This window comes from Bradyrhizobium sp. STM 3843 (genome assembly GCF_000239815.1).
GTDB lineage: Bacteria > Pseudomonadota > Alphaproteobacteria > Rhizobiales > Xanthobacteraceae > Bradyrhizobium.
Map to the genome: position 1 here is coordinate 48,593 of NZ_CAFK01000058.1, position 13,602 is coordinate 62,194.

At 63.0% G+C, this 13,602-nt stretch carries 12 protein-coding genes, 1 tRNA gene and 2 pseudogenes; 5 read left to right on the top strand and 10 right to left on the bottom strand.

The window, feature by feature from the left end; all coding sequences use genetic code 11:
* The first annotated feature begins 140 nt into the window (after positions 1–140).
* Positions 141–1,397 carry a peptidase T gene (pepT, locus tag BRAS3843_RS08745; RefSeq protein WP_008968466.1) on the top strand — a complete coding sequence of 419 codons (1,257 nt, stop codon included), beginning with the start codon at positions 141–143 and terminating at the stop codon, positions 1,395–1,397.
* Between the two features lie 98 nt (positions 1,398–1,495).
* Positions 1,496–1,657 (top strand): hypothetical protein, encoded by a 162-nt coding sequence (locus tag BRAS3843_RS41400; protein WP_008968467.1) that lies wholly within the window; start codon positions 1,496–1,498, stop codon positions 1,655–1,657.
* Between the two features lie 16 nt (positions 1,658–1,673).
* On the opposite strand, the gene BRAS3843_RS08750 is transcribed toward BRAS3843_RS41400, so the two are convergent.
* Both BRAS3843_RS08750 and BRAS3843_RS08755 read right to left on the bottom strand, forming a co-directional pair.
* Positions 1,674–2,531 (bottom strand): methyltransferase domain-containing protein, encoded by an 858-nt coding sequence (locus BRAS3843_RS08750; protein ID WP_008968468.1) that lies wholly within the window; start codon positions 2,529–2,531, stop codon positions 1,674–1,676.
* A gap of 87 nt (positions 2,532–2,618) precedes the next feature.
* On the bottom strand, positions 2,619–4,091 hold the full coding sequence (locus BRAS3843_RS08755; protein ID WP_244425185.1) for a cytochrome P450: 1,473 nt from the start codon (positions 4,089–4,091) through the stop codon (positions 2,619–2,621).
* A 207-nt stretch (positions 4,092–4,298) separates the two neighbouring features.
* Between BRAS3843_RS08755 and BRAS3843_RS08760 the strand changes: the two genes are divergently transcribed.
* Both BRAS3843_RS08760 and BRAS3843_RS08765 read left to right on the top strand, forming a co-directional pair.
* A complete protein-coding gene (locus tag BRAS3843_RS08760) occupies positions 4,299–4,490 on the top strand; it encodes a hypothetical protein (protein WP_244425187.1) in 192 nt (63 codons plus the stop codon).
* Between the two features lie 68 nt (positions 4,491–4,558).
* Entirely contained in the window at positions 4,559–5,386 is an 828-nt protein-coding gene (locus BRAS3843_RS08765) for a metallophosphoesterase (RefSeq protein ID WP_008968471.1), read from the top strand.
* Here the strand turns inward: BRAS3843_RS08765 and BRAS3843_RS08770 are convergent.
* From BRAS3843_RS08770 to BRAS3843_RS39500, 4 genes and pseudogenes are all read right to left on the bottom strand, one after another.
* The gene (locus tag BRAS3843_RS08770; RefSeq protein WP_008968472.1) at positions 5,325–5,810 is read right to left on the bottom strand and encodes a cyclic nucleotide-binding domain-containing protein; all 486 of its coding nucleotides are present in this window, start codon (positions 5,808–5,810) and stop codon (positions 5,325–5,327) included. The two genes, BRAS3843_RS08765 and BRAS3843_RS08770, sit on opposite strands and share 62 nt — an antisense overlap.
* 131 nt (positions 5,811–5,941) lie before the next feature.
* Positions 5,942–6,520 carry a hypothetical protein gene (locus tag BRAS3843_RS08775; RefSeq protein ID WP_244425189.1) on the bottom strand — a complete coding sequence of 193 codons (579 nt, stop codon included), beginning with the start codon at positions 6,518–6,520 and terminating at the stop codon, positions 5,942–5,944.
* Between the two features lie 133 nt (positions 6,521–6,653).
* Positions 6,654–6,730: transfer RNA gene (locus BRAS3843_RS08780), tRNA-Val, on the bottom strand.
* A gap of 35 nt (positions 6,731–6,765) precedes the next feature.
* Positions 6,766–7,168: pseudogene (locus BRAS3843_RS39500) on the bottom strand (GFA family protein).
* Between the two features lie 185 nt (positions 7,169–7,353).
* Here BRAS3843_RS39500 and BRAS3843_RS08785 point away from each other — a divergent pair.
* On the top strand, positions 7,354–7,758 hold the full coding sequence (locus BRAS3843_RS08785) for a hypothetical protein (protein ID WP_008968475.1): 405 nt from the start codon (positions 7,354–7,356) through the stop codon (positions 7,756–7,758).
* Positions 7,759–7,916: 158 nt separating this feature from the next.
* Here the strand turns inward: BRAS3843_RS08785 and lon are convergent, their stop codons facing one another.
* The 4 genes and pseudogenes from lon to BRAS3843_RS08805 form a co-directional block, all read right to left on the bottom strand.
* Complete coding sequence (gene lon, locus BRAS3843_RS08790) at positions 7,917–10,343, bottom strand: endopeptidase La (RefSeq protein WP_008968476.1); 2,427 nt, start codon at positions 10,341–10,343, stop codon at positions 7,917–7,919.
* Positions 10,344–10,672: 329 nt separating this feature from the next.
* Positions 10,673–11,947 (bottom strand): ATP-dependent Clp protease ATP-binding subunit ClpX, encoded by a 1,275-nt coding sequence (gene clpX, locus BRAS3843_RS08795; RefSeq protein ID WP_008968477.1) that lies wholly within the window; start codon positions 11,945–11,947, stop codon positions 10,673–10,675.
* Positions 11,948–12,343: 396 nt separating this feature from the next.
* Complete coding sequence (locus BRAS3843_RS08800; protein ID WP_008968478.1) at positions 12,344–12,976, bottom strand: ATP-dependent Clp protease proteolytic subunit; 633 nt, start codon at positions 12,974–12,976, stop codon at positions 12,344–12,346.
* A gap of 321 nt (positions 12,977–13,297) precedes the next feature.
* Positions 13,298–13,602 (bottom strand): annotated as a pseudogene (locus BRAS3843_RS08805) (trigger factor); the annotation flags it as partial.

Sequence of the window (13,602 nt, forward strand, 5' to 3'; positions counted from 1 at the left end):
GGACCCAGGGCCACCCGACCCGTCCAAGCGGGCCCAGCCGGCCGCAGTCCTTCAGCCACAAAGCCGGTTCCGGTCTAACCTGCCGGGCGTGCGTCTGTTATACCGTCGGCCCAGCTTCACCCCATTCCGCCGTGGCCAGCATGCTCAAATCTCCCCTCGCCTTCACCCATACCGTCACCGAGCGTTTCCTGCGCTATGTCGTGATCGACACCCAGTCCGACCCGAACTCGCCGACATGCCCGTCCACTGAAAAGCAGAAGGACCTCGGGCGCGTGCTCGCCGCCGAACTGCAGGCGATGGGGCTCACCGACGCACATCTTGACCAGCACGGCTATGTCTACGCGACGATTCCCGCCACCACCGACAAGCGCGTGCCGGTCATCTGCTTCTGCTCGCACATGGACACGTCGCCGGACTGCACCGGCGCCAACGTCAAGCCGCAGGTCGTGCGCAACTACCAGGGCGGCGACATCGTGCTGCCGGGCGATCCCACCCAGGTGATCCGCGCCGCCGACCATCCGGCCCTCAAGGATCAGATCGGCAGCGATATCATCACGACCGACGGCACCACGCTGCTCGGGGCTGACAACAAGGCCGGCGTCGCCGAGATCATGGATGCGGCGCAGTTTCTGGTGAACAATCCGCAGATCAAGCACGGCACCATCAAAATCCTGTTCACGCCGGACGAGGAGATCGGCCGTGGCGTGGAGAAGGCCGACCTGAAGAAGCTCGGGGCCGATTTCGGCTACACGATGGACGGCGAGACCGCCGGTCACATCGAGGACGAGACCTTCTCTGCGGATGGCGCCAGCATCACGATCACCGGCGTCAGCGCTCATCCCGGCTTCGCCAAGGGCAGGATGGAGCATGCGATCAAGATCGCCGCAGCGATTGTCGAGCGCCTGCCGAAGGACACCTGCTCGCCCGAGACGACCGAAGGCAAGGAAGGCTTCCTGCATCCGGTGGGCATCTCCGGCGCGCTCGAACAGGCGCGGCTCGATTTCATCGTGCGCGACTTCTCCGAAGCGGGCCTGAAGCAGAAGGAGGCGTTGCTCGAAGCGATCGTCAAGGACGTGATGAAGGGCTACCCGCGCTCCAGCTATCGCATGGAGATCAAACAACAGTATCGCAACATGAAAGAGGTGATCGATCGCCATCCGGCGATCGTCACTTACGCCGAAGATGCGATCCGGCGCGCCGGCCTGGAGCCGGTCAGGACCTCGATCCGCGGCGGCACCGACGGTTCACGGCTGTCCTTCATGGGACTGCCCTGCCCCAACATCTTCGCCGGCGAGCACGCCTTCCACTCGCGCCAGGAATGGGTCAGCGTGCAGGACATGGAGAAGGCGGTGCAGACCATCGTGCATCTGGCGATGATCTGGGAGGAGCGGGCCTGACATCAGGCCGCACCGGCAGGCCGGCGCCGTGGGCCCTCTCGCAACCGGAACCATTCACGTCGTGGCATCGTTTCCGCAAGCAACGAGTGGAGGACACGATGCCCAAAGAGAACGATCTCGAAGGCCCGCCGGATATGGGCGGCAAGCATGGCGGCCAAGCCGGCATGCCGAAGCCGACACCGCGGCCCGATCCGCACGAGGCCACCAAGTCCGGCGATGTGCCGGCACGACAATCCACGACCAAGCCTGACCGGAGCTGAAGCCTCTCGAGGCAGCTCAGGCGCGGGCGGTGACCAGCCAGATCGAGCCCGGCAAGATCACGTTGTCCCCGCGCAGATGCGGCGCCAGTGTCTCGCGGATCGACTGGCGCGCCGCCTCGCGCAGCTCCTCAGGATGCCCCTGCAAGGCACGGCTTGCGGGGCCGATCTCCAGTGCCGACTGCACCGCCGCTTCCAGGCCCTTGCCGATCGCGACATCGAGCGACAGCGCGCATGCCTCCATGGCGATATCGGCAAAGCCGGCCTCGCCCAGGATGCGCCTGACCCGCGCTTCCGAGGCAAAAGCAAACGGGCCGGGATCTTCCGGCCCCACCTCGGGCATCTTGGGCACGTGGCGATAGACCGCCTGGAGCGGCGCCATCATCCAGGGATTTTGCTTGGGCTCACGCCAGCAGGCAAAGACGACGCGGCCGGACGATTTGAGGGCGCGGTGCAAATTGGCAAACGAGACCACGGGCTCGGCGAAGAACATCACGCCGAAGCGCGACACCAGGAAATCGAAACTTGCAGGCTCGAACGGGTGGACCGTCGCATCCGCCAAAGCGAACTGCACCGGCAGCTCAGCGGCCGCGGCGGCTTGCGCCCGGGCCAGCATCGGGACCGAAATGTCGACGCCGAGCACGAAGCCGCCGGGGGCCACCTGCTTGGCAAGCGCAAGCGCGAGGCCACCACAGCCGGAGCCGACATCGAGGATGCGATCGCCCGGCCGGGCCTGGATCCGCTCGATCAGGATCTGCGAGACCGGCGCGAGCAGGATCTCCTGCGCGGCCTCACGGTCCGACCAGCGCTGGCCGCCGGGGCCGTTCCAATAGGCGATCTGATCGGCATTCCGTTCGTGGCCTGAGGTGACTTGCATGGCGGGATCCGCGCTTCTGACAATGACGGGGCGCAATCGGCGCATGTGCGCGCCCCCAATGTCAAGCCACGAGGCTTTGACGCATTCTCAATTCGCGTGGCGCGGCGTGATCAGCATCGGCAGGCCGTTCACCGGCCGCAAGGTGATCTTCTGCTGCGGCCAGACCTTGGCGCCCGGCGCAAGCGTCAGGTCGAAGTGCCGGATCAGCATGGCCAGGACCAGGGTGGCCTCCTGCAGCGCAAAGGACGCACCGATGCAAGTGCGCGGACCAGCACCGAACGGGAGGTAGGCGTAGCGGGCGATCCTGGCGCGTGCCTCCGGCATGAAGCGCGTGGGATCGAATTCGTCCGGCCGGTCCCACAAGGTGCGGTGGCGATGCAGCACGTAAGGCGAGACCACGATCAGCGCCCGCGGCCGAATCGCAAAACTGCCGATCTCATCGGGCCGTTCGGCCGAGCGGCTGAGCGCGGCAATCGGCGGATAAAGCCGCAACGCCTCCTCGACCACCGCGCGCGTCACGACCAGCCGTTCAACGAGCCCCTCATGCGGTCCGGCCAATTCGCGATCCGCCTCCTCTCGCACCCGCCCGGCCCAGTCCGGCGCCTGCGACAACAGGAAGAGCGACCAACCCAGCGTATTGGCGGTGGTCTCATGGCCTGCGGACAGGAAGGTCAGAATATTCGAGCGGACCTCGGTGAGGCTCATCGGCCGGCCCGTCGAGGGATCGAGCGCGCGCAGCAGCAAGGTTAGCAGGTCGGTTGCCGGTCCTGACTGTTGACAGGCGCCAAGCTCCTGGCAGGTGCCAAGGCGCCGCTGCCGGGCCGCGATGATCTGGTCGATGACGCCCTCGAAATAGCTCATGGTCTGCTTGAGCCGCCTCCGCCCCGGTCGCGGCACGATCTCCGGGACGCCGAACAGATCCAGCGCCCCGATCCGGCCGATGGTGGCGAAATAGGCGTTCATGGCGAGGCGAAATTCGTCGAGATCGCTGGCCACGCCATCCGAGAAGATGGTGAGCGCCAGCACGTTGAGCGTGAGCAGCGTCATCTCGGTCGCGACGTCGACAACGTCGGTCGGTGCAAATCGGCGCCAGCGCTCGACCAGCCCTCGCCCGGCCGACAGCATCGCGGCGGTGAGCCCGATCACCGTCCTGCGCGCGAACACCGGCGCCAGCGTACGCCGCTGGACTTCCCAGCGCTCGCCCTCCACGCTCAAGAGTCCGTCGCCGAGACCGACTGCGAGGATGCGGCGCTGGATCGGGTCCTTGCGGTAATTGGCGGCGTTGTCGACCAGCACGTGCTTGATCGCGGCGGGTTCGTGCACCAGCACCGCATCGGCAAAGGGCAGCGTCACCCGCGCGATCGGCTGCTCGAAAAAATCTGCGCTCCAGCACTCCAGCGGATTGCGCTTGAGCGTGGACAATAACCTGAATAGCCCCAACCGGGCCGCCGGCGGCACCGGCGCCGGCGGCCGAAAGCAGACCCCAGCGGCGTCTGACATCAACAGCATAAGTAAGACAAAGCCCCAGCCGAAATGACCCCATAACGCAGGACCCGTCATACAAGTTCCCGCTTCTGCTTGTTGCAGAGACTGGTAGTCCACAGCTCGCGGCAGTTGAGCAACAGTTGCCGAAGGGATTTGTAAACGGTGTCCTAATAAGCCAAAGCGGTGCTGCTACATGCCGCTGCAGGCCTGCGCTATACCTCTCATACTACCGATGACAGAGCTTTGGGATTGCGGAGGGTTGGCGTGCAAAATCGATGGCTGGTGGAGCTGTTCGTGTCGTGGCTTCCATTTATCATACTGATCGGTGTCTGGCTTTGGCTCAGCCGTCGATGGTCAGCCGGCTCCGCCGCAAAGCTGGTGCAGCTCTACGAGCAGCAGATCGTTGAAAGCAGGCGCATGAACGCGCATCTGGAGCGGATCGCGATCAGCCTTGAGAAGCGCGCGGCCGAATAGCGCGGGTCGCCACGCTGGCGCAAATGGCCTTTCTCTTGCTTGCTGATTTTGCAAGCCCGAGTGACTTCATGCGATATCTCGTCGTTGCCGATCTTCATTACACGCTGCCGCAGTTCGACTGGCTTGTCGCGGCCGCCGTTCATTTTGATCTCGTCATCTTCGCGGGCGACGCGCTGGATCTCGGCTCGATCGTTGATTACCGAGCTCAGATCGTCGTGGTTCGAAAATACCTGTCGATCATCGCGGCCAGGACCCGCGTTGTCCTCTGCTCGGGCAACCACGACCTCGACAACAGGAGTCCCGAGGGAGAGAAGATCGCAAGCTGGATACGCGAGGTCCGAGAGCTTGGGATCGCCTGCGATGGCGATACGCTGCGGCTTGGCGATCTGACCCTTACCATCTGTCCTTGGTGGGATGGCCCCTTGGCCAAGGCCTCGATCGAGCGACAGCTCAGCGATGCCACCGCCGAGCGCGCGACGAACTGGATCTGGGTGCATCACGCTCCGCCGACGAATTCGCCGGTGAGCTGGGGCGGCAAGCGTTTTTTCGGCGATTCTGAGCTCCTGAACTGGATCACTCGCTATCAGCCCTCGATGGTCGTTTCGGGTCATGTCCACCAGTCGCCCTTCATCGGCCAGGGCTCCTGGTTCGATAGGCTGGGTTCGACATGGGTGTTCAATACCGGCCGGCAGCCGGGGCGTCCGCCGGCCTACATCGTCGTCGAGCCTTCCGCTGGTCGGGCCTACTGGCTCGCTGCAGGACAAGCCGAGTGGATCGATCTCAGCGCGCCGTTGCAGAGGCCGGCGCGGCCGGTCGCCGATCCGCCCGATTGGCTCAAAGCCGTGGATCGGATTCCAGATCCGTTCCTGGTGAAACCTGCTGTGGGGGCAGGTTGATCATGCTCTGCAAGACCTCGCCGACCATCGCGAGGTGGGTCCCGTGCCCGGCATATTGGCGCTTCAGGTCGGCAAGATAGGTGTTTGCCGCATTCAGGCGCTGCGCCAGCATCCGAGCGACCGAAAGTGCGAGTTCTGGTGTTTCCGCCAAGAAGCGCCCGGCATCGACGACCTCGTAGACACGGCATTCCGTGCAGGTCCGGACGGTGGCCGTGTGCGGCTGATCCAGCAGCAGCGACATCTCACCGAACAGCGCACCTGGCTCGGAGACGACCGCGACCGTTGCGCCAGCCTTCATCACCTCCAGGCGGCCTTCCAGCAGGATGTAGAGGTGTCCCGTGCCGATGCCTTCCTGAAGCAGGTCGGAGCCTGCCGGAATGGTCCGCTCGCTTCCACCCGTGCAGTGGCGCAGGAATTCGCTCATGTGCTCGTCCAAACTGACCGTCAAGCGGCGATCAGCCTAGCTGAATAAAGCCCGATAACAATGCGGAATTCGCAAGCCCCGGAGCGAGCCAAACCCATGAAGGTGCGGCAAGGATTAGGTCCCAGCGCGCCTCACCAACGCTCAGAGATGCTTTCGCCGACCCCAAGCGCGGCCCAGCGATGACTCAGGCGCTGAAACTCGGTTCGAATCTCGGCAAGCCGTTGCGGCGTAAATTGCGCCCGCTCTCTCGGCTCCATCCGCGCCAGCATGCCGCTTGCGGACGAGGCCATCGCCGCAGCACGCGCGCGCAGCGCTGGATCATCGGCGTGCTGCAGCCAGTCGTGCCAGCACACATAGGTGGCCCGCTCGGATCGACCATAATCCTCGGTCTGTTCCGGCATCTGGCGACGGTCCTTCGCCGCATGTTTCCGCTGCAACCGCGAGGTGGTACGGCTGGACGCGTCCCCTGCAACCGCATGAAAGGTCTTGGCTGTGCCGCCCGTGGCGAGCCGCCCGAAAATGGCGCCTTCGAGCCCGAGACATTTCTCGACAATGAAGTGCTGCAGATCATGCGGCATCCAAGGATCGAACCCGGGCGCCGGATTCATCTCGAGCACCCGCCCATCACCCAGTGTCGCCCGCACCGCGTAGCGGCGCTCGCCGGTTCGGATGAAGCTGACCGACATCGATTTGCGCGCACGTTGTTTCATGGGACAAATACTATCACATGACGAACAGGGCGGCTCCTACACCAAGGATGCTGCCATATTGGTCTGGCGCCCGTAGCGCGCAGACAATCGACAAAATCCAACGATGAAATGGGAGCAACATCGGACAACGGAATGGTAGGCGGTGAGAGATTCGAACTCCCGACCCTCTCGGTGTAAACGAGATGCTCTAACCAGCTGAGCTAACCGCCCGAACGCCGCCTCTTTACCCCTTGCCCGCCGTCCAATCAATCGCCCGGACGGGCCGGCAGTCCGGTTATCTCATCGATCCAGAGGACGGCGGAGCGGCACCATTTCTGGCGGCGGGGCTTGAGCTGGTCGCGCTGGCGGATGCTGCCCCAGCGAATGCCCCAATCGCCCGGACCGCCCTCGCCGCTCGTGAACAGCGGTGCACCGCAGTCGCCGCAGAAGTGCTGCTGCCGCGGCCGGCCATTGTCGCCGAGCTTTGGTATAGAGCTTGGGCGTGCCGCCCGTCAGCCGCACCTGCTCTGCCGAGCAGACCACGGTTACCCGAAATGCCGAGCCGGTCAGGGATTGGCAGTCGGTGCAATGGCAGATCGAGACCTGCTCCGGATCGATCTCGGCGGCAAATGTCACCCGGCCACAATGGCAACCACCGTCGATCTGCATGGGTGCCTCCAAACCAGGCCGCGCATTTGCGCGATAGATAAGCCAAAGCTAAGCGAAACGTAAGAGCAACTTAAGGACGCATACCGTCGCGATAACTACCTTGCCGCTGGTGCGTCGACAGGTCGGCAGCGCCGCAAAGAAAGTCCGACAGTCCTCGAACGAGCACACCGCATCGGGAGCAAGATATGACCAAATCGATTTTAGCAGCGGGAACATTCATCGCATTGCTGGCCGCTTCGACCTCGGCTCAGGCAATCTGCGTCACCCAATTCAGCGATCAGCTCTATGGCGTCTACAAAGCCAATGATGGTGGCACCTACCACGTCAGGCAGATCGGCAATGACGTCTGGTGGAGCGGCGACAGCGCTGATCAGCGCGTCAGAAACGTGTTTCATGGCCAGATCAAGGGCAACATCCTGACGGGCGGCTGGCTCGATGTTCCCCTCACCGACCATGAATTTCCGACCAATGCCGGCCAGGTCACCGTCGAAATCTCCGCAGATCACGAGAGCTTCAAGAAGCTTAACAGTCCGACCGGCCCCCACGCGGCGTCATGGCGAAGGACCTTCAGCTGCCCCGATACCAACTGACACATCCGAACGCCGGACGGGGCCGCAACGGCGTCGCACGAAACGGGTCCACGAGCACAGGTCGCGGCTGGCTGCGGGATCGAAACGCAACCGCCGCGCTCACAAAAAAAAGCGGCGCCCCGAATGGGACGCCGCTTCGCTTTGATGATCGGTCGCTGTTAGTGCGCGGTCAGACCGCCGGCGGCTTCCTCGGTCTCCGCCGAACTGACGGGAACCTTGGTGTCCTCCTCCCAGACGATCGGCACCGGCTTGCGCACCAGGGCGCGGGCGACGACGTCGTCGAGGCGGGCCACCGGCACGATCTCCATGCCGCCCTTGATCGCATCGGAAATCTCCGACAGATCCTTGGCGTTGTCCTCGGGGATCAGAACCGTCTTGATGCCGCCACGGGCGGCGGCCAGCAGCTTCTCCTTCAAGCCGCCGATCGGCAGCACGCGTCCGCGCAGCGTGATCTCGCCGGTCATCGCGACATCATGGCGGACCGGGATTCCGGTCATCACCGAGATGATCGTCGTCGCCATCGCCACGCCGGCCGAGGGGCCGTCCTTCGGGGTCGCCCCCTCCGGCACGTGGACGTGGATGTCGCGGCGGTCGAACAACGGCGGCTCAATGCCGTAGTTGATCGCACGCGACCGAACGAAAGATGCCGCAGCGGAGATCGACTCCTTCATGACGTCGCGCAAATTGCCCGTCACCGTCATCTTGCCCTTGCCGGGCATCATGACGCCTTCAATGGTCAACAGCTCGCCGCCAACATCGGTCCAGGCCAAGCCCGTCACGATGCCAATCTGGTCGTCCTGCTCGATCTCGCCGAAGCGGTACTTCGGAACCCCTAAGAATTCCTCGACGGTCTTCTCGCTGACCTTGACCGACTTCTTCTTCGAGATCATCAGCTCCTTCACGGCCTTGCGGGCCAGAGTGGAGATCTCACGCTCCAGGTTGCGCACGCCCGCTTCGCGGGTGTAGCGCCGGATGACGTGCAGAAGCGCGTCGTCGTCGATCGACCATTCCTTCGAATCCAGACCGTGCTTGGACAGCGCGTTCGGGATCAGATGCTTGCGCGCGATCTCGAGCTTCTCGTTCTCGGTGTAGCCCGCGATCCGGATGATCTCCATGCGGTCCATCAGCGGTCCCGGAATATTGAGCGTATTCGCGGTCGTGATGAACATCACGTTGGACAGATCGTAGTCGACCTCGAGATAGTGGTCGTTGAAGGTCGTGTTCTGCTCAGGGTCCAGGACCTCAAGCAGCGCGGATGACGGGTCGCCCCGGAAGTCCGAGCCCATCTTGTCGATCTCGTCCAACAGGAACAGCGGGTTCGAGGTCTTGGCCTTGCGCATCGACTGGATGATCTTGCCGGGCATCGAACCGATATAGGTCCGGCGATGACCGCGGATCTCCGCTTCGTCGCGCACGCCGCCGAGCGAGACGCGCACGAATTCGCGGCCCGTGGCCTTCGCGATCGACTTGCCGAGCGAGGTCTTGCCGACGCCGGGAGGTCCGACCAGGCACAAGATCGGGCCGGTCAGCTTATTGGCGCGCGACTGCACCGCCAGATACTCGACGATACGGTCCTTGACCTTCTCCAGCCCATAGTGATCCGCATCCAGAACCGCCTGCGCGGCCTCCAGATCCTTCTTCACCTTGGACTTCTTGTTCCACGGGATCGACAGCAGCCAATCCAGGTAGTTGCGCACGACGGTCGCTTCCGCGGACATCGGCGACATCTGACGCAGCTTCTTCAGCTCGTGCTGCGCCTTCTCGCGCGCTTCCTTGGAGAGCTTGGTCTTGTTGATCCGCTCTTCCAGATCGGCGAGCTCGTCGCGGCCGTCCTCGTCACCCAGCTCCTTCTGAATGGCCTTCATCTGCTCATTCAGGTAGTACTCGCGCTGGGTCTTCTCCATTTGTCGTTTGACACGCGAACGAATCCGCTTCTCGACCTGCAGCACCGAGATCTCGCTCTCCATCAGGCCCAGCACCTTCTCCAGGCGCGTGGTGACGGACAGCGTCTCCAGGATGCCCTGGCGATCGGCGATCTTGACCGCGAGATGCGAGGCGACCGTGTCGGCCAGCTTGCCGAAATCGGTGATCGACTGAACGACACCGACGACCTCAGCCGAGATCTTCTTGTTGAGCTTCACATAGCTCTCGAAATCGGACACGACCGAGCGCGCCAGCGCTTCCGCCTCGACCGATTTGGCATCGGTGTCGGCCAGCGCAACGGCAGTAGCTTCGTAGTAGTCGGCTCGATCGGTGTATTTCTCGACCCGCGCGCGCTCCAAGCCTTCGACCAGCACTTTCACGGTGCCGTCGGGCAGCTTGAGCAGCTGCAGAACGCTCGCAAGCGTGCCGGTCTCGTAGATCGCGTCCGCGGCCGGATCATCGTCGGACGCATTCTTCTGCGTCGCCAGCATGACCAGCGCGTCGTTCTTCATGACCTCTTCGAGCGCGCGAATCGACTTCTCGCGGCCAACGAACAGCGGCACGATGTTGTGCGGAAAGACGACGATGTCGCGGAGCGGAAGCACCGGATAAGCGTGGCTTTCGCCGTAGACAATGGTTGGCCGAGGTTTAGGGGTCGTCATGGCCTGTTCCTTTTGTTTAGCCCCCTTGCACGCAGCCCGCTCGCTTGCGCGACCGCCACAAGGTGCGATCTGATCCGGACTTCACTGACGCGTGGGTATCGCCCGTTTGTTTCGGATCGTTGTTGAGGCGAATCCCAGGATCGAGAATTTTTCCGCCACGCACATAAGGTGGCTATCGACCCGGGGGGTGTCAAGTCTCGGAAAACACCCGCCAATTAAGGCTTTACGCAGCGGGACGCTGAAACAATTTGGTCGCTGCGGAAGGTCTTCCGCAGCGACTGTCACTTGCAAAAATCGCGACCGTATAGCTTCGAGTGGCCAGCGCGGGATTACGCGCTGGCGCTGCTTTCCACGGCGCGATCCGATCGATCGGCGTAGATGTAGAGCGGGCGTGCCGTGCCTTCGACCACCTCGCGCGAGATCACCACTTCCTCGACGCCTTCCAGACCCGGCAGGTCGAACATCGTCTCGAGCAGGATGCTTTCGAGGATCGACCGCAGACCGCGTGCACCGGTCTTGCGCTCGATGGCCTTGCGGGCCACCGCACCCAACGCCTCGTCGGCGAAGGTGAGCTCGATGTTCTCCATCTCGAACAGCCGCTGGTACTGTTTCACCAGCGCGTTCTTCGGGTCGGTCAGGATCTTCTTCAGCGAGTTCTCGTCCAGATCCTCGAGCGTCGCCACCACCGGCAGACGGCCGACGAATTCCGGGATCAGGCCGTACTTCAGGAGATCCTCAGGCTCGACGTGACGGAAGATCTCGCCGGTCCGGCGGTCTTCCGGCGCCAGCACCTGAGCCGCGAAGCCGATCGAGGTCGAGCGGCCGCGCGCGGAGATGATCTTCTCGAGCCCCGAGAACGCACCACCGCAGATGAACAGGATGTTGGTGGTGTCGACCTGCAGGAACTCCTGCTGCGGATGCTTGCGGCCACCTTGCGGCGGCACCGAGGCAACCGTGCCTTCCATGATCTTGAGCAGCGCCTGCTGGACACCCTCGCCCGACACGTCGCGGGTGATCGAGGGATTGTCCGACTTGCGACTGATCTTGTCGATCTCGTCGATATAGACGATGCCGCGCTGCGCGCGCTCGACATTGTAGTCGGCGGCCTGCAGCAGCTTCAGAATGATGTTCTCGACATCCTCACCGACATAACCGGCTTCGGTCAGCGTCGTCGCATCCGCCATCGTGAAGGGCACGTCGAGGATGCGGGCCAGCGTCTGCGCGAGCAGCGTCTTGCCCGAACCGGTGGGACCGATCAGCAGGATGTTCGACTTTGCGAGCTCGACGTCGGAATGCTTGGTCTGGTGGTTCAGCCGCTTATAGTGGTTGTGCACCGCGACCGAGAGCACCTTCTTCGCATGGCTCTGGCCGATGACGTAGTCGTCGAGAACCTTGCAGATTTCCTTCGGGGTCGGGATGCCGTCACGCGACTTCACCAGCGAGGACTTGTTCTCCTCACGGATGATGTCCATGCAGAGTTCGACGCATTCGTCACAGATGAAGACGGTGGGACCCGCGATCAGTTTGCGGACTTCGTGCTGGCTCTTGCCGCAGAACGAGCAATATAGCGTGTTCTTGGAGTCGCCCGTGCCGACCTTACTCATTCCTGTCTCCGTCCGCGGTTCGATCTTGTCCGCTCATTCGTACCGTACCGGCAATCGCCGGGCCGGACTGGTGAAAGAGCAAATTTCGTACCAAAATTAAGCCCTTGCCTTTTGCCTGCCGTGTGAATCACAGCCTACGCGAATCCCCCACGAACCATAACCACTGATGCTAGCCAACCATGCTGTCATCCGACTATCAAGAATTCGCTAATCGGAGGGCATACCCTAGACCGTGACAATACCGTGATTTTCGGGCTTGACACGGTCAAAGCGCATGAAATCGGCCGATCGTTGCGCCCTTGCCACGGCGGCCTGCACCAGAGGCAGGGCTCCGGCGGCCATAGGCCGCCGTGCGATAATACCGTCCTGCCCGACCGACAGCGCGTCGGTCCCAGCTTACTTGGCCAGCGGCGCCGGATCCTCGGGGCGCTTATCAATGACCTTGTCGATCAGACCAAATTCCTGGGCCGCTTCCGCGGTGAGGAATTTGTCGCGTTCCAACGCATCCTCGATCGCTTTGTAGGACTGGCCGGTATGCTTAACGTAGATCTCGTTGAGCCGCTTCTTCAGGTTCAGGATCTCCTGGGCGTGCAGCATGATGTCGGTGGCCTGGCCCTGGAACCCGCCGGAAGGCTGGTGCACCATGATCCGCGAGTTCGGCAGCGAGAAGCGCATGTCCTTGTGACCCGCCGAGAGCAGCAGCGAGCCCATCGAGGCCGCCTGCCCGGTGCAGAGCGTCGACACCGCCGGGCGGATGAACTGCATGGTGTCGTAGATCGCCAGGCCCGATGTCACCACCCCGCCCGGCGAGTTGATGTACATCGCGATTTCCTTCTTCGGATTCTCCGCTTCCAGGAACAACAGCTGCGCGACGATCAGCGTCGACATGCCGTCCTCGACCGGACCGGTCACGAAGATGATGCGCTCCTTCAAGAGACGCGAGAAGATGTCATAGGCGCGCTCACCGCGGTTGGTCTGCTCGACCACCATGGGCACCAGGTTCATATAGGTTTCGACGGGATCGCGCATGATTCACCCAAGAGTTGGACCAGCCGTTTGGGACGACTGCCTGCCGCTTTGACGGATCACTCCTGCGCCGAGAACAGCGGGTGGAGAGCAAGCGGCGGACGGACATCCCGTGATGCAGAACTTCAAAGACCGCGTCCACAGATATAGACCAATTTCCCGGTGACAAGACCGGGCAACGAAGGTCGTCTTCGAACAAGGCCAATGACGTTGAAGCTGATTCCCGCAGCCCCGCCTAGCGGCCGGAACCGGCAAGACCGGCGGTTTCGCCGGTCAACCTTAATTGCAGGCTTACGCGCGAGGCGCGGCTGAAAGACGGCCCGATCAGGCCGCCTTCTCGTCCTCGTCGTCCTTGAACAGCTCGTCCTTGGCGACCTTCTTTTCGGTCACGTTGGCGAGCTCGAGGATGAAATCGACGACCTTCTCCTCGTAGATCGGCGCGCGCAGCTGCGCCAGCGCCTGCGCATTGTTGCGATAATAGTCCCAGATCTCCTTCTCGCGACCCGGCATCGAGCGCGCGCGCTCGATCACGGCGCGGCTGACCTCGTCGTCGGTCACGGTGATCTTGTTCTTCTCGCCGATCTCCGACAGCACGAGACCGAGCCGCACGCGGCGGTCGGCGATGGTGC